Origin of the sequence: Neosynechococcus sphagnicola sy1 (assembly GCF_000775285.1) — a bacterium.
GTDB classification, from domain to species: domain Bacteria; phylum Cyanobacteriota; class Cyanobacteriia; order Neosynechococcales; family Neosynechococcaceae; genus Neosynechococcus; species Neosynechococcus sphagnicola.
In genome coordinates, this window is the sequence record NZ_JJML01000036.1 from 1 (window position 1) to 14709 (window position 14709).

A 14709-nucleotide genomic window follows, 5' to 3' on the forward strand; every position below is an offset into this window, starting at 1 on the left:
CCCGGTTACATGCTCGTGCCCCTAAAGGTAAAAGAGCACGGGGTAAGCGCCCCAGCAAGCGAGGTAAACGAGTCTCTACAATCAGTGCAATCAGCCTCAAAACCGTTGTCACTAACGTAAGTATCGTCGGTTCAACCGATGGTTTGACCTTTGAAGCCTTCATTGCTCGCCACCTGGTTCCGAAACTTTGGAAAGGAGCTTGTGTGATTATGGATAACTACTCGATACACAACCATGACACGATCAGAAAGCTGATTGAGGACGTGGGTGCTAAGTTGATTTATTTACCTCCCTATTCTCCAGACTTTTCACCGATAGAAAATTGCTTCTCAAAGATTAAAAATATTTTGCGGACGATTGGGGCACGCAGCTATCCCGATCTCGCTAATGCCATTGAAGACGCTTTTTCTCAAGTATCTTTGGAAAACCTCAAAAATTGGTTCACTCACTGTTGCTACTACGCCTCACAAGAGTGAAAAATGCTATAATTCCATATCACTATGACTGAGATTAGCTCCCTGGAGGTTAGCATTTTGGAGATTCACACCCTGCATTTTGTCGTAATTCTGATCATTGACGGAGTACCCCTTAGGATCACCCATAGACACCTGAATTAAACTGGCATCCACCAGATTGGCTCTCTGGAAATTGCTGAGACTCAAGTCTGCTCGATTCAGGTTTGCTCCCCGGAGATAGGCATCCCGAGCAAAGACACTCTGAAGTCTAGCCTGTTGAAGGTTTGCTCCTTTCAGGTTCGCCCCTGCTAGGTTCGCTCGAGTCAAATTCGCCCTGGATAAATTGGCTTGTACTAAGTTTGCCCCCCGTAAATCTACTCCCTGGAGGTTAGCATTCACCAAGTTTGCCCCCTGTAAATTGCAACGTAAACAGCGTCGAGTTTGAAGCAGACGGTCAAGGGCCTGAGATAGCTGATGAGTCTGAAGTTGAGTAGAAGAGACAGGCGCGGAATCAACTCCTGATGGTGCAGTTGCTGGAGAGGGGTTAACGCCTTGGAGCGGGCTACATCCAACAAAGCAGAGAAATCCACTGATTCCCAACCACAGAGGACGAGAAATTGTCTGAGCTAATAAGTCCCCAAAGATAGACATACACAACCAACAATTGTCGGTCAATGGCGGATAATCTTTTTTCCAGTCTCACGGGTGCTATAAAAAATTAAGGCTGTTTTTGTTGTGAACAAAACTTCAGATCCATAGGTGAAGGTGGGCAACTTAGTCTCCTTTTAACATTGCCTCTAAATACTGAGTTGATCCCATGGTTTCTAAACAAGCCTGTTTTTGTAACACCATGTCTGAGAGGCTTTGCTGGTAGTCTTGTACCCGCTTTAGTAATTCGGGTTGGTAGGTCGCTAGAATTCGCACGGCTAATAACCCAGCATTTTGAGCATTGCCGATCGCCACGGTGGCAACCGGAATTCCGGCAGGCATTTGCACCATCGAGTAGAGGGAATCTATTCCCTGGAGATAACGGCTCGACACGGGGACACCTATGACGGGCAGCGGTGTCAAAGCGGCAACCATCCCCGGTAAATGGGCGGCTCCCCCCGCTCCTGCAATAATAACTTTGAGTCCCCGATGATGGGCTTGTTGGGCATAGGTCACCATGCGATCTGGAGTGCGATGGGCTGAGACAATTGCAACTTCGTGGGCAATGCCAAACTCCTCACAGATGGCGATCGCCCCTTGCATCGTCGGTAGATCTGAATCACTGCCCATAATGATTCCAATTAATGGCTGCTGCATACTCAAGCTATCAAGCGCCTCGTTTGCGGTACTCTCTCAGAGTACGGTACTAATGTTTACGGTTGCATCTATACTCTGCCCCGATGATGCTGATCTTGACTCGACGCCTTCCAGCCAATCTCGACACCTCTGTCCAGTTCACCCTTCGACTCACCGCTGAGGAACGAACTCACAGTCGTCATCGCTTTCCTACCCATGAGGGAACCTTGGTGCAGCTCCACCTCCCTCGGGGGACGGTGCTGTTCGAGGGAGATTTACTCCAACCCGAGGCAGAGGAGATCACCGTTCGGGTGGTGGCCAAGCCAGAACCGGTTTGCGTGATCACAGCGCCTCAGCCCCTCGATTTACTCCGAGCTGCCTATCACTTGGGGAATCGCCATGTGCTCCTAGAAACTTACCCCCGACCGAGCTGAAGCCTAGCCCCCGATCCGGTCTTGCAGTCGATGCTGGAGCATTTAGGTCTCCAGGTTACGGTCACAGAGGCACCCTTTCAGCCGGAACTAGGGGCTTATGGTCATCGACATTAGCAGCCACAGAATCTCACAAGCAGCTATGCAATCTGATTTGGCCCTGTTACGCCTGCTACAACTGGCAAGCCCTACCTTGCCCGTGGGAGCTTACAGTTACTCCGAAGCCCTCGAAACCTTGATTAGCACAGGCAAAATTGCAGATATCGAGGAGCTAGAATCCTGGTTGAGGCAGGAACTGTCCACCGGAGCCGTGCGGATGGAAGCAGCTGTGATGCTGCGCGGGTATCAAGCAGTCCAAGCCCAGGATCTTGCAGTGATCGCCCACTGGCATCATTGGCTCTCAGCGGCGCGGGAAACCGAAGAACTCCGCTGGCAAAGTTGGCAGATGGGGCTGGCACTCTTCCGACTCTTGCAAGCGCTCCACCCCGAACAAGCCGATTTTTTCACGCAGTTGTACGAGGGTTGCGATCGCACCTGTAACTTTGCGATCGCCTTTGCACTAGCCGCAGCTCTCTGGGAAATTGACCCGGAGTCAGCCCTTCTGGGGTACTGCCAGAGTTGGCTGACCAACCTGATCGGCGCGGGGGTGAAACTGATTCCCTTGGGTCAAACAGCTGGGCAAAAACTGCTGATGGGAATGCAAGTCCCCCTAATCACCAGCACCCAGGAAATACAGGGGTTAACGGACACCCAACTTGTCAGTTGTAGCTGGGGGTTATCCCTAGCCAGTATGAACCATGAAACCGAATACAGTCGCCTCTTTCGGAGTTAAGGGCTATTTTTTCTTGCCCCCAAATAAGCCCCCAAATAAGCCGCCTCCCGATTGATCGGATTTACTGCCTTTGGGATCGTTTTTTTGCGTACCTGCTTTGCCAGTCCCCTGGGTTTTCATTAACTTTTCTAGTTGTTTCTTCCCATCTAGCGCCATAGAATTTTGTGGATTGAACTTCAATGCTTGGTCAAACTCAATCCGCGCCATGGTTAACTGATTTTGCTGGAGATAAATAGTTCCTAAAAGGCTATGACAGCGGCTATGGGTAGGATCATCCTTCAGAGCATCCCGTAGTTCCTTGATCGCTGCAGCAAACTGATTCTTGGCAATCAACTCTTCGGCCCGACGACAGTATTGCTCCACGAAGGGCGAAGTTGCCGGAGCTGCCGATGGTGAAGATGGGCGTGTGACTGGAATGGTTGACGGTGCGGTCTGCGATCGCGACACCACCGGATTTGATCGCGGTACCTCCGTCGCTGTGGTCGCAGGCGCTGATGGTTGCTGGAGTTTGCCTTTCATCTCTCGCCGCACCAGATAGATCAGATTTAACTCGCTGATTTGTCCTGTAAACACCAGCAGTTTCTCAAGTGATTGGTACTGGTGTTCAGCTAGTTGTTGCAACAGTGTATTGTACGTTGTCTCTAAATCATCTGCCTGGGACAGTTGTTTCGCAGATTCACTGGTGACGACCAATGACTGGGGAGTGCGAGTCAGGTACTGACTTTTCAACTTTAACAGCGCGCCATATTCCGCCCGCTCTCGATCGTTGGATAACTTTTCGTAGGCAGGATTCACAAACTTGGATAAAATTTCACCCTCTTGGAGTTTCTCTGCCACATTGGTGGTACCAGAACTATCAGGGTGAAGCCGTCGCGCAATTTGTAAGTACCGTGTACGCATTGCCTTGGCATCAGTATCAATCGGCACCCCCAATATTGCATGGAGGTCAGTGAAATCTGATGCAAATAGCCCTTGTTTAATCTGGAAAGCCATCTTTCGCTATCTCACGTATCCAATCATATCTGCATCACTCTAGTGTACTGTCTCCATTCCACCAACTGCATTGGCAACGTCGGGGAGAACTCGGTCGGGCCAGCTAGAAAGGGGGCGTACCTGCATTAACTCGCGACTCAGGGCTGGATGCAACGGACCGTTGGTTGCCAAAATTCGCCCGGAATTGAGGATCAGGAGGCTGCCATCATAGGCGGTAACTTGGCCGCCTGCCTCTGTGACCAAGATCACCCCCGCAGCCATGTCCCAGAGCGACAATCCCCGCTCCCAGAAACCATCGACGCGACCGCAGGCCACATAGGCTAAATCGATGGCAGCTGCCCCACCTCGCCGTACCCCCTGGGTGAGATGGGTGAGATGGCAGAATTCTGCATAATTGTTATCAGCGGTTTCCCGGCGATCGTAGGCAAACCCAGTCACTAAAAGACTGCGATCTAAATCTCGGGTTGCCGAAACTTGGATGGGCCGACGGTTCCGGGTTGCTCCCAAACCTTTCCCCGCCCGGAATAACTCTTGGTGGAAGGGGTCAAAAATCGCACCGACAATCGGCTCTCCGGCGCAAAGTAACCCCACTGACACTGCAGAAAACGGATATTGATGGGCATAGTTGGTTGTGCCGTCCAGGGGATCAATTGCCCATAGGAAGTTACTGTCTGCATTCCCCAGGTGTCCGGTTTCCTCGGTCAAAATGGCATGGTCAGGGACATGGCGATGGAGGGTTTCTAGAACCGCCACCTCTGCAGCTTTATCTGCTTCAGTGACCAAATCACCGGGGCGGCCCTTTTCCTGAACATCTTCCAGCTTGCCCCAAAAAGTTTGCAGAACCGCACCCGCTGCAAGAACAGCCTCCGTGGCGATATCGAGATAAATCTGGAGCTGAGACGAGGATGGCAGAGTCATTTGTATTGTGAGGGCAATTGGCGACGAAATTCTGCGGGGGTTTGACGCATGGGTTGTTGCGGATTCCAAATTCCCAATCCTAGGATTCTGGCTCGTTCCTGTGCCCGGGCCAGTCGTTGATCGTACTGGGTATTGGGCGATCGCGGCACGACGAGGGCATATCCCTGAGCCACTAATTGCTCGTTCACGAGCTGCCCCGATCGCCAGACATAGACGAGGCGGCGGTGAAATCGATCCCTTGGTTCGACATCAAATTCTAGAACCACAGGCTGTGATTCCACCCAGGCGGCTAATTGCTGGCGGGCATCTCGTCCCCAGGGGTATTGCCGCACATCGGGTGCTTCAATCCCAATTAATCGTAACTGTTCCCGTCCCTGATGGGTGACGATTTCCACGGTTTGTCCACTGAGCACCCGCTGCACCTGCACTGAAGTACCATGGGGAGACGTTCCCTGACAACCCGAGATCGCCAGCAATCCCCAGACCCAGTTCAATTGTCTCAGGCAGACCCACCACTGCCCCATTGCCCTGCCTCACTCTTCATCCAAGGGTAACCCGACGCGCACCCGCCCCCGGCCAAAATAACGACCAAATTGAAGTTCATAGACTTCATCCTCATCTTGGGTTTCCACAATTAAATCCGAGCGAGGATAACTGACGCAGAGCAAAGCATAGCCCTGAGATCTTAACTCTGGAGAGAGTCCCATCGCTTCTGGCTGATACAGATCACCCGACATTACCCGCACGGCACAGGTGGTGCAGGCTCCGTTGCGACAGGAAAAGGGCAACTCAACTCCCTGATCTTCAGCCGCGTGTAAAATGTACCGATCGTCCGGAACCGTGATCCTATGCCAGATTTCCTGTTGGCGATCGTGGATCTGAATATTATGGGAACAACCCATTCCGTACTCTCCTCTTTTCAGGGATAGCGTTCCTCTGCTAACATAGCGGATCTGGGAACACTTAGTTGACCAATTCCATCTGGAGAGATGGCCGAGTGGTTGAAGGCGCAGCACTGGAAATGCTGTTTAGGGGTAACTTTAACGAGGGTTCGAATCCCTCTCTCTCCGTTGTTAAATCCTTCCGTCGAACAATTCCATGACTCCAAATCTGCTGCCCATCTGTTGGCCGTAAACTTGGAGGATATTCTGGGCCTGAATATATGGGGAACCGGAATCTGGGTGAAGTTAGAAGGGCACCAGCTCAAAATTCTCCTGAAAAAAGCATTCAAATAACACGTTAGGACTCATTACAGCTAGCCACCTAAAAACTAACTTGACAGGCCCAGCCTCAGAAAAGCCTCTGGAAGGGAACCGTTAAAATGTGAGGTGGATGATTAACCTCTGATACAAATCCCTATGCTGCACCCTACGGTAGAGTTTCAGGACGAATTTGATGTCGTGGTGGTGGGCGCAGGACATGCTGGCTGTGAAGCCGCACTGGCAACGGCTCGCCTGGGCTGTCGCATCCTATTGCTGACCCTGAATCTGGATAAAGTTGCGTGGCAGCCTTGCAACCCAGCCGTTGGTGGCCCTGCAAAATCTCAACTAGTGCACGAAATTGATGCCCTTGGTGGCGAGATTGGCAAGATCAGCGATCGCACCTATCTGCAAAAAAGGGTGTTAAACCACTCCCGAGGGCCAGCGGTGTGGGCACTACGAGCTCAGACGGACAAGCGTGAGTACACGGCGGTGATGAAAAGCCTGATTGAGAATCAGACGCACCTGACGCTGCGGGAGTCCATGGTCACCGATCTAGTGTTAGGGGCCGATGGCGAAGTCATCGGAGTGCAGACTTATTTTGGGGTTGCCTTCCGCTGCCGTGCAGTGATTTTGACCACTGGAACCTTTCTGGGAGGACGGATTTGGATCGGCAACCAATCCATGGCTGCTGGACGGGCGGGAGAATTTGCGGCGGTTGGCCTCACAGAAACCTTGAATCGCCTTGGCTTTGAAACCGGACGCTTAAAAACTGGAACCCCAGCCAGAGTCGATCGCCGCTCTGTTGATTACACCCGCATGGAACCCCAGCCCCCCGACACCATCGTCGGCTGGTTTAGTTTTGACCCCGATGCCTGGGTTGAGCGGGAGCAGATGAACTGCCATCTCACCCGCACCACGGCTGAGACCCATCGGCTGATCCGAGAGAACTTACACCTCTCCCCCGTTTATGGTGGCTGGGTGGATGCCAAAGGTCCCCGCTACTGCCCCAGCATTGAAGACAAGATTGTCCGCTTTGCTGATAAAGAAAGTCATCAGATTTTTATTGAGCCGGAAGGTCGCGAGATTCCAGAACTTTATATTCAAGGATTTTCCACTGGCTTACCCGAGTCCCTGCAACTGCAACTGCTGCGCACCCTGCCTGGTCTGGAGCAATGTGCGATGCTGCGGCCTGCCTATGCCGTTGAGTATGACTATTTACCCGCGACGCAGTGTTACCCCACCCTGATGACCAAAGCAGTTCCGGGGCTGTTTTGTGCGGGGCAGATCAATGGCACCACCGGTTATGAGGAAGCCGCTGCCCAAGGGCTGGTGGCGGGGGTGAATGCGGCTCAATGGGTACGAGGTCAGGAGATGATTGTGTTTCCCCGAGAACAGAGTTACATCGGCACTCTGATTGATGACCTCTGTACCAAAGATCTGCGGGAACCCTATCGGATGCTGACTTCTCGATCCGAATATCGACTGCTGCTGCGCTCCGATAATGCTGATCAACGACTGACCCCCCTAGGGCGGCAAATTGGCCTCATTGATGACCGTCGCTGGCAATTGTTTACCTGCAAACAGACTCAGATCATTGCTGAAAAAGAACGGCTCCATGAAACCCGGCTGAAGGAACAATCTCCCATTGGCCTTGAGATCGCCGCAGCCACCCAGCAGGCGATTAAAGGTTCCATTACCCTGGCGGATCTGCTGCGCCGACCGGGGATTCACTATGCTGATCTCGATCGCTACGGCTTGGGTAATCCTGATTTAGCAGCAGCGGTCAAGGCCGGAGCCGAGATTGATGTCAAGTATGCGGGTTATATCCAACGGCAACAGCACCAGATCGACCAACTGGCTCGCCAGCAGCATCGGCCTTTGCCAGCGGATTTAGACTATGGTGCGATTCAAACTCTGTCCTTGGAAGCCCGCGAAAAACTAGCAAAAACCCAACCCCTGACGGTGGGTCAGGCCGCCCGTATTGGCGGGGTCAACCCTGCCGACATTAATGCTCTGTTGATCTATCTGGAACTTCAAGCGCGTCAGTCTAGCCCTTCGGTCAATGCTTAAGATTCCTCGGTCGTATCCGGGGTGACCATCGCTTGCCCTAAGACTTGAGATAGAATCCTAGATCTTAACTGCCTACGCTACTATCGTTCCTCATTCCACCGGGAGATCACCCTCCCTCTTCGCAGCAACTCTATGCAGCGCTCTGAGCTAATAAAAAACTCTGGAAGCCGGCATCCTAGCCCTAGCGCTGATTACCTTAGCCTGGGTACAGCCCGCAGTGCTGAAATCCCAGGACATTGGTTATCAAGATGCCGTCGCTTCCCCTAGTCCTAGCCGCTAATAGTCCCGTCCATGCGTCTTAAAGAGGGTATTTTTTGCGAATTTTTAACTCCTCAAACAATCTTGACAGACCCCCAGCACAGTGGCTTAGTTAGACGGTAGTGATATCCTTCTCTTTCTCCATTAAAAGCTCATCCACCCTGATAATGAACTTGTCCGTTAGTTTTTGAACTTTATCTTGGAGATCTCGAGCTTCGTCTTCTGAGACCTCCCCAGATTTCTCTTGCTTGCGAATGGCGTCCACTGCATCCCGGCGGATGTTACGAATCGACACCTTACCTTCCTCTCCATACTTGGCAGCTTGTTTCACCAGCTCTTTGCGGCGATCGCTGGTCAGGGGAGGAATATTTAACCGAATGGTGGAGCCATCATTACTGGGAGTTAAGCCAATATCCGAGAGGGAAATCGCCTTCTCAACCAGGTTCAAACTGCTGCGATCAAAGGGTTGAATGGTAATCGTCGTAGCGTCAGGGGTACTAACATTCGCCAAGGATTTGAGGGGGGTGGGGGCACCATAATATTCCACCACCACTCGATCTAGAATCGACGCATTCGCCCGTCCAGTTCGGATCGTATTAAAAGAGCGCTGCGTTGATTCCACCGCTTTTTTCATGTGGTCTTCCACCTCAGCTAACTTCACAAAAACCTCCCACAAGAGTGCCAATAGATTCTCCCGTAACCGCCCGCCGGACATTGCCCGGAACGGAAAGGTCAAAGACAATGATGGGAATATTGTTGTCCTTACACAGGGCGATCGCCGTACTATCCATCACCTGTAGATCATGGGTGAGCACATGCCCGTAGGTCAAACTTTTATACCGCCTAGCCCCAGGATTCAAGTGAGGATCGGCATCATAAATCCCATCAACTTTCGTTGCCTTAAAGACAACTTCCGCGGCAATTTCTGCTGCCCGGAGCGCGGCCGTTGTATCGGTGGTGAAATAGGGATTACCGGAACCGGCCCCAAAAATCACCACTCGCCCCTTTTCCAGGTGGCGAATCGCACGACGGCGAATATAGGGTTCGGCAATTTGCTGCATCGCGATCGCCGTTTGAACCCGTGTGGGCACCCCAATTTGTTCCAGGGCATCTTGGAGGGTCATGGCATTCATGACCGTTGCCAGCATCCCGATGTAGTCAGCGGTGGAGCGATCCATGACCCCCCCGCTGACCCCCCCGCAACCCCCGCGAAAAAATATTGCCACCCCCGACCACGATCGCGACTTGAATTCCCGTGGCAATGACTTCGGCAATCTCTTGAGCTATTGCCTGTACCATGGCAGGGTCAATCCCATAGGTGAGACTTCCCATTAAAGCTTCCCCACTCAGCTTCAGCAGAATGCGGCGGTAAGTTATCCCCATGCAACCCTATTATTTAATCAACATTGTCCCCCACCTAAGATACCAGCAGAGATGGCCAAAGTAACACCAATGGGGGGGAGAAAATTCATTCAGAGGTAGGATGTCACGAGCGCCATTTGATGGAACAGCCCACCGCAGATGCTTCTAAGGTCTGGATGGGTTCCTGTTTTAGCAGTTGGGCGATCGCCTGTTGCAGATAGGGGGTGGCTACCTCCGAAGACGGGGAGGGTTGGTCATCAATTGCCCCCCGGTAACGCAAAATGCCCTGAGGATCTACCAGAAACGCTTCTGGGGGTTTTTCCTGCCCCCAAACTCCGAGCCACCTCTTGGGTGACATCCCGGAGGTAAGGGAAATTAAGTTGATGGTTACTGGCAAAGGTCTTCATGCTGTCAAAGCTATCTTCGGGATAGCGATCGGCATCGTTGGCATTGATGCCAATTAAGGTACAACCCTGATCTTGGAAAGTTTCTTGTAGTTGCTTGAGCCGATCCAGATAGCCCTTAACGTAGGGGCAATGGTTACACATGACAATGATGGCAACTGCTTGAAACCGCTCCAGGTAGCGAGCCAAGTGATGCACGTTACCATCGATTCCCGGTAATTCAAAATCTGGAGCATAGTCACCGATTTGCGTACCCATGGGTTCCTAGCCTCCGCTCCGGCAGGTTGATACAGTTGCCAGAATATCAGAACGGGGACTTGGTGTCACACCTGCCAGGGTGTGTCCCAGGGCGCTCCCCCTACTTCCAATCCACCCAGATCACTGGTCGCCGCCAGGATCAGTTGATCGGTATGGCGATGGCGCAATTTCAGGTGAATGTGTCCCTGGGTAGTATCTCGACACCATCGTTGCAGTCCCTGGGCGGTTGGCACCCGCACCCAGGTACCCGGCTCCCAACAGCTCGCCTCTAGGGCGATCGCATAGTCCGCATTCTCGGCCTGCATGCGCCAGTGTCCCCATGGTTGAATTTGCCAATGGATTTGGGCATTCCAGGGAGCGAACTCGTAGAACCGACCTTGGTGGTGCAGCCCCACCATGCCCACGGATTCGTGCCACCCCAACACCTGTCGGCGGCCACCCCCCGCAGTTAAGGCCAAGTCTGGTTGCTGGGAGAAGGCATTACAGTGCAGCCAAAACCACTTCTGGGGAAAGGCACCCCCCCAGTTTTTCTCCGCATAGGCAGGGGCATTGATAAAGGTGTAACGCTGGCCGTACCAGTCGATCCAACCCGTTGCCCGACCAGTGGCCATCAGAACTTGCCAACCTGGCTCAAAAATGGGTAGCAATGACAACCACCCTGCGGTAGCTTGGGGGAGTTTACCGCGATCGCCGCAGGTATCCAGGGGTTGCACCCCATACTGCCAGCGAACAACGGCCTGGGAACCCGGATCGGCAAGTTGCCCCTGATGCCCGTGGGCAGTCACCTGATATCCCTCGAGAACCTGTTGGGCAAAGACCGCTGGTTTTAAGTAGCGCGGCACCTGTGCCTCCCTCGCTTTACCCCAATGCCCTAACCCTAACCCATGCCGCCACGCCCAAAAGTTGTGGATTTGGGGAAAGGTACGGCAAAGATAGGTATGCCCTGGCCCCAGAATTTGGGCGGCTCCTCCCGGCATCGCCCCTGCCTGATTTTCAATCGAGTACATAAAGGCAAAGGATGCTCCCTGGTTGGGGAGGGTGAGCCGGAAATACCAGCCTTCAAAGTAGGGTTGATGGGGGAGCCACCCCCCGTCATGGTAGCCGCTATGGGGGGGCTGCAAGTAGTGGTGCAGATCTGACATCCATTTAGCGGTGAAACAACGACGAAGGTTTAGGGACGGTTGAGGTGACGCAGCACTTGGTCAGACTGACGAATTTGGGCGGCGCTGAACCCTGCTTCATTGAGGTAATCTAAAAACCCTGGATCACGATAGCGGGGATCGAGATTGATGGCAGCGGCAAAGGCTTGTTTGGCAAGGGTGATTGCCCCGTTATCCCAGTAGGCGATCGCCAGGGCGACGAGGGGATGAGGATTTGTCGGTTCTAGGTCAGCTGCCAACTCTGCCGTTGCGATCGCCCAGTTATATTGCTTTAACTGATGTAAGGCCAAACTCATGTTGTAATAGGCAATTTCATTCTCTGGTTTGAGCAGCGCCGCCCAGGTGTGAACTACCACTGCTGCCGTCGGATCTCCATTCACTAAGTAGACAATTCCCAGGGCATTCAAGGCCGGAACCTGCTTGGGATCGCGAACCAACACCCGCACCAGGGTGTCCGCAGCGGCGGCTCCCTGTCCCGCCCGATGGTACGTCCAACCCAGCATCACCCGCCCTGACAGATCCTTGGGATCTAAGGCAACCGCCTGCTGTAAGGCCGCGATCGCCGCTGGATACTGCTCCTGGTCACGGTAGCGTAATCCTTGTTGCCGATAGTCACTGGCCGTCAGTGCTGCCATTGCTGAGGGGAGGGTTCCCAGACTGAGCAACAGGGGCAGACATCCCAGCCACCGGGTCATCCTCCTCGTGAGGCTAGATCCCATAGTCGGTTGGCGGTATCGGCAGCACCTGACCCAGGGCTAGTTTGGCGGCTCCCACCATCCCCGCCTGGTTGCCCAGTTTGGCCTTGAGCAACTGTAACCCCGCCCGCGAACTGGGTAGAACTCGTCTCTCAATTTCTGCTTGGGTTGCTGGCAGGAAAAAAATCCGCACTAGCACACACCCCACCACCAATGACGATGGCTTCTGGGGTGAGCACATAGATCAAACTCGAGAGGCCAATGCCCAAATCTCGCCCATAGCTTTGCCAAAACTCAAGGGCGGATGGATCGCCTGCGATCGCCTGCTTCCCCAGGACATCCGGTGCCAAACCTGTACGGCGATGGATTGCCTGGATGGACAGATGCTGTTCTAAGGAACCCTGATTGCCACTATTGCAGGGAGGACCTTCGGGATTTAGGGTAATCAACCCCAATTCCCCAGCGGCTCCCTCCGCCCCCACAAACAGATCGCCATTGATAATCACCGCACCCCCTACTCCGGTTCCCAAGGTGAGCAAAATTAGGTGGCGAAACTGCTGCCCAGCTCCCAACCACGCTTCTCCCAGTCCGGCACAGTTGGCATCGTTCGCCAAGATCGTAGGTCTGCCCGTTCGGGTCTCTAGCCAGTCTGCCAGGGGAACATCTTGCCAACCACAAAGATTGATGGCGACTCGGGCAATGCGACCCGCTGCGTCGGCAGGACCAGGGGTTCCGACCCCGATCGCTCCACAGACTTGATGGGGATCAAGGTCGGAGATCGCAGCCACCAGGGTTTCCAGAACCCGCTTCGGTGTAGCTGGCTGAGGGGTTGGGACGCTGAGGGATTGCAGGCAGGCTCCAGTAACCGTGAAACGCCCCAGTTTAATGGCAGTTCCTCCCAGATCAATTCCCATCACTTGGGGAGATGGATGCCGAGTCGCAGTGGATGGGCTCATAACGCTACCTCAGCCCTTGATCCGTTCTGGCATCCGAGTTTGGGTTTGGGTATGAACCGCCGGGGGGGTGGGTCGCCCAGGGTTTGTCGTTGTCCCGTCTTCCCGCTGTTCCCGCCGGGAAGGCGGCGGTTCCGGTTGCAACTGTTGCCGTCCGTTGCGAATCACCCGCATCATTTCCCCCAGTTGTTGTTCCATGCTTTTGAGGACGCGATCGGCGTAGACATCAGCCTCATGCTGGATGTCGTGACATTCTGAGATCGCCAGTCGTCGCATTTCTTCCAGCTCTTGCTGAGCCTGACGATGCATCCGCTCAATCTCAGCCATGGTGTGTGTCTGAGCGGCCTCACATTCTTGCTGCACCCGCTGGCGAATTTGCCGCGCTTCCTGCTCTGCCTGCTGAATAATCCCGATCTCATCAAGAATTTGCGCTGCCTGCCGTTCCGCTTGGTCGATTCGTTCCTGGGCATAGTGCTCGGCTTGGGACAGCAGTTCATCCTTGCGCCGCACCATCTCTTCGGCTTCGTGGAAGGCAGCGGGCAAACTCAGACGAATCAAATCCACTTGATCGAGAATATGCTCTTCATCCACCAAGGTACGGCCACTGAAGGGGAGCCGGGGACTATCTAAAATCATCTCCTCCAGCTTGTTGAGTTCGCGCTGAACATCAAGAGCCTCCGCTGGATGTTGCAGGGGAACAGAGCGAGAATTGAGATGATCCCGTTTCGGGGTAAGGCTAGAGGAGTCAGGACGCAACATTTTTAAAGACGCGATAGATATCTACAGCAACGTGTTGAGGAACCAGGTGATCAACGGAGCCACCAAATCGGGCAATCTCCTTGACCAAACTACTACTTAAAAAACTGTACTCATTGGAGGTTGCTAAGAACACCGTCTCAATCTGGCCTGAAAGTGTCTTATTAACATGGGCCATTTGCAGTTCTTTCTCAAAATCAGAGAGTACCCGCAGCCCTCGGAGGAGAACCGTTGCCTGCTGCATCTTGGCATAGGTAACGGTTAAGCCATCGAAGCTATCAACCTTGACCCCACTCAGGTGACGGGTGGAGTGTTGAATCTGTGTCAGACGTTCCTCGACGGTAAACAGGGGGGCTTTATTAGGATTCCGGAGCACAGCCACAATCACCTGCTCAAAGAGCTGACAGCCACGGTCAATAATGTCGAGGTGTCCTAAGGTAATGGGGTCGAAGCTACCAGGGTAAATGGCAATCACAGGCGGAGATCGCAGTTAGGACAACACAGTTAGGACAACATAGGAACTACAGCACAAAGCCCCCTGGGTTTGAACTGAAGTGGTAGGTATTATAGCCTTAATGCTTTGGAAAGTTTAGTCATGGGTTTAGCAGCAATGGCAAGATCCTGCGTAGATCCTCTGAGATATCTGGGGTGATTTATGCAAATTTATTTAAAGCACTC

The 14709-nt window shown here is 53.2% G+C and carries 14 protein-coding genes, 1 tRNA gene and 4 pseudogenes; 5 read left to right on the forward strand and 14 right to left on the reverse strand.

Going from position 1 to position 14709, the window contains the following annotated elements; translation table 11 throughout:
- The coding region (locus tag DO97_RS14390) for a transposase (RefSeq protein ID WP_036534696.1) at positions 1–476 on the forward strand (476 nt) is incomplete at its 5' end.
- Between the two features lie 6 nt (positions 477–482).
- On the opposite strand, the gene DO97_RS27795 is transcribed toward DO97_RS14390, so the two are convergent.
- Positions 483–1106, reverse strand: a complete 624-nt coding sequence (locus DO97_RS27795; protein ID WP_081980765.1) for a pentapeptide repeat-containing protein — start codon at positions 1104–1106, stop codon at positions 483–485.
- A 123-nt stretch (positions 1107–1229) separates the two neighbouring features.
- Positions 1230–1760: a 5-(carboxyamino)imidazole ribonucleotide mutase gene (purE, locus tag DO97_RS14400; RefSeq protein WP_036534699.1), complete on the reverse strand. Its 531-nt coding sequence runs from the start codon at positions 1758–1760 to the stop codon at positions 1230–1232.
- 86 nt (positions 1761–1846) lie between these two features.
- On the opposite strand from purE, the pseudogene ureE reads away from it, so the two are divergent.
- Together ureE and DO97_RS14410 are read left to right on the forward strand one after the other, a co-directional pair.
- Positions 1847–2287: pseudogene (ureE, locus tag DO97_RS14405) on the forward strand (urease accessory protein UreE).
- A 25-nt stretch (positions 2288–2312) separates the two neighbouring features.
- On the forward strand, positions 2313–3002 hold the full coding sequence (locus DO97_RS14410; RefSeq protein WP_036534702.1) for an urease accessory protein UreF: 690 nt from the start codon (positions 2313–2315) through the stop codon (positions 3000–3002).
- A gap of 3 nt (positions 3003–3005) precedes the next feature.
- On the opposite strand, the gene DO97_RS14415 is transcribed toward DO97_RS14410, so the two are convergent.
- Genes DO97_RS14415 through DO97_RS14430 form a run of 4 tightly spaced genes read right to left on the reverse strand, consistent with a single transcriptional unit; the run spans position 3006 to position 5815 of the window.
- On the reverse strand, positions 3006–3995 hold the full coding sequence (locus DO97_RS14415; protein ID WP_036534709.1) for a J domain-containing protein: 990 nt from the start codon (positions 3993–3995) through the stop codon (positions 3006–3008).
- A gap of 39 nt (positions 3996–4034) precedes the next feature.
- Positions 4035–4913 carry an inositol monophosphatase family protein gene (locus DO97_RS14420; protein WP_036534710.1) on the reverse strand — a complete coding sequence of 293 codons (879 nt, stop codon included), beginning with the start codon at positions 4911–4913 and terminating at the stop codon, positions 4035–4037.
- Positions 4910–5437, reverse strand: a complete 528-nt coding sequence (locus DO97_RS14425) for a thermonuclease family protein (RefSeq protein WP_239651753.1) — start codon at positions 5435–5437, stop codon at positions 4910–4912. The genes DO97_RS14420 and DO97_RS14425 overlap by 4 nt, the downstream gene beginning before the upstream one ends.
- Before the next feature lie 9 nt (positions 5438–5446).
- Complete coding sequence (locus tag DO97_RS14430; RefSeq protein WP_036534711.1) at positions 5447–5815, reverse strand: 2Fe-2S iron-sulfur cluster-binding protein; 369 nt, start codon at positions 5813–5815, stop codon at positions 5447–5449.
- Positions 5816–5896: 81 nt separating this feature from the next.
- Here DO97_RS14430 and DO97_RS14435 point away from each other — a divergent pair.
- Positions 5897–5983, forward strand: a tRNA-Ser gene (locus DO97_RS14435).
- Positions 5984–6271: 288 nt separating this feature from the next.
- Positions 6272–8185 carry a tRNA uridine-5-carboxymethylaminomethyl(34) synthesis enzyme MnmG gene (mnmG, locus tag DO97_RS14440; RefSeq protein ID WP_036534712.1) on the forward strand — a complete coding sequence of 638 codons (1914 nt, stop codon included), beginning with the start codon at positions 6272–6274 and terminating at the stop codon, positions 8183–8185.
- Between the two features lie 370 nt (positions 8186–8555).
- Here mnmG and frr read toward each other — a convergent pair whose 3' ends face one another.
- The 8 genes and pseudogenes from frr to coaD form a co-directional block, all read right to left on the reverse strand.
- On the reverse strand, positions 8556–9104 hold the full coding sequence (gene frr / locus DO97_RS14445; protein WP_036534713.1) for a ribosome recycling factor: 549 nt from the start codon (positions 9102–9104) through the stop codon (positions 8556–8558).
- Positions 9091–9826 (reverse strand): annotated as a pseudogene (gene pyrH / locus DO97_RS14450) (UMP kinase). The gene frr and the pseudogene pyrH overlap by 14 nt, the downstream one beginning before the upstream one ends.
- 103 nt (positions 9827–9929) lie before the next feature.
- Positions 9930–10467: pseudogene (locus DO97_RS14455) on the reverse strand (thioredoxin family protein).
- 65 nt (positions 10468–10532) lie between these two features.
- Positions 10533–11609, reverse strand: a complete 1077-nt coding sequence (locus tag DO97_RS14460) for a tocopherol cyclase family protein (RefSeq protein WP_036534715.1) — start codon at positions 11607–11609, stop codon at positions 10533–10535.
- Positions 11610–11638: 29 nt separating this feature from the next.
- Entirely contained in the window at positions 11639–12322 is a 684-nt protein-coding gene (locus DO97_RS14465; RefSeq protein WP_036534716.1) for a tetratricopeptide repeat protein, read from the reverse strand.
- Between the two features lie 13 nt (positions 12323–12335).
- Positions 12336–13278 (reverse strand): annotated as a pseudogene (locus DO97_RS14470) (ROK family protein).
- Positions 13279–13287: 9 nt separating this feature from the next.
- Positions 13288–14034 (reverse strand): hypothetical protein, encoded by a 747-nt coding sequence (locus tag DO97_RS14475; protein ID WP_204368648.1) that lies wholly within the window; start codon positions 14032–14034, stop codon positions 13288–13290.
- Positions 14021–14506: a pantetheine-phosphate adenylyltransferase gene (gene coaD / locus DO97_RS14480; RefSeq protein WP_036534718.1), complete on the reverse strand. Its 486-nt coding sequence runs from the start codon at positions 14504–14506 to the stop codon at positions 14021–14023. Before coaD ends, DO97_RS14475 begins: the two co-directional genes overlap by 14 nt.
- Positions 14507–14709: the final 203 nt, after the last annotated feature.

Excerpts from the sequence above, each read along its gene's own strand:
- mnmG (WP_036534712.1), top strand. The coding sequence starts at position 6,272 with ATGCTGCACCCTACGGTAGAGTTTCAGGACGAATTTGATGTCGTGGTG.
- DO97_RS14410 (WP_036534702.1), top strand. The coding sequence starts at position 2,313 with ATGCAATCTGATTTGGCCCTGTTACGCCTGCTACAACTGGCAAGCCCT.
- DO97_RS14460 (WP_036534715.1), bottom strand. The coding sequence starts at position 11,609 with ATGTCAGATCTGCACCACTACTTGCAGCCCCCCCATAGCGGCTACCAT.
- DO97_RS14425 (WP_239651753.1), bottom strand. The coding sequence starts at position 5,437 with ATGGGGCAGTGGTGGGTCTGCCTGAGACAATTGAACTGGGTCTGGGGA.
- DO97_RS14415 (WP_036534709.1), bottom strand. The coding sequence starts at position 3,995 with ATGGCTTTCCAGATTAAACAAGGGCTATTTGCATCAGATTTCACTGAC.
- DO97_RS27795 (WP_081980765.1), bottom strand. The coding sequence starts at position 1,106 with ATGTCTATCTTTGGGGACTTATTAGCTCAGACAATTTCTCGTCCTCTG.
- DO97_RS14465 (WP_036534716.1), bottom strand. The coding sequence starts at position 12,322 with ATGACCCGGTGGCTGGGATGTCTGCCCCTGTTGCTCAGTCTGGGAACC.
- DO97_RS14420 (WP_036534710.1), bottom strand. The coding sequence starts at position 4,913 with ATGACTCTGCCATCCTCGTCTCAGCTCCAGATTTATCTCGATATCGCC.
- DO97_RS14430 (WP_036534711.1), bottom strand. The coding sequence starts at position 5,815 with ATGGGTTGTTCCCATAATATTCAGATCCACGATCGCCAACAGGAAATC.
- purE (WP_036534699.1), bottom strand. The coding sequence starts at position 1,760 with ATGCAGCAGCCATTAATTGGAATCATTATGGGCAGTGATTCAGATCTA.
- DO97_RS14475 (WP_204368648.1), bottom strand. The coding sequence starts at position 14,034 with ATGTTGCGTCCTGACTCCTCTAGCCTTACCCCGAAACGGGATCATCTC.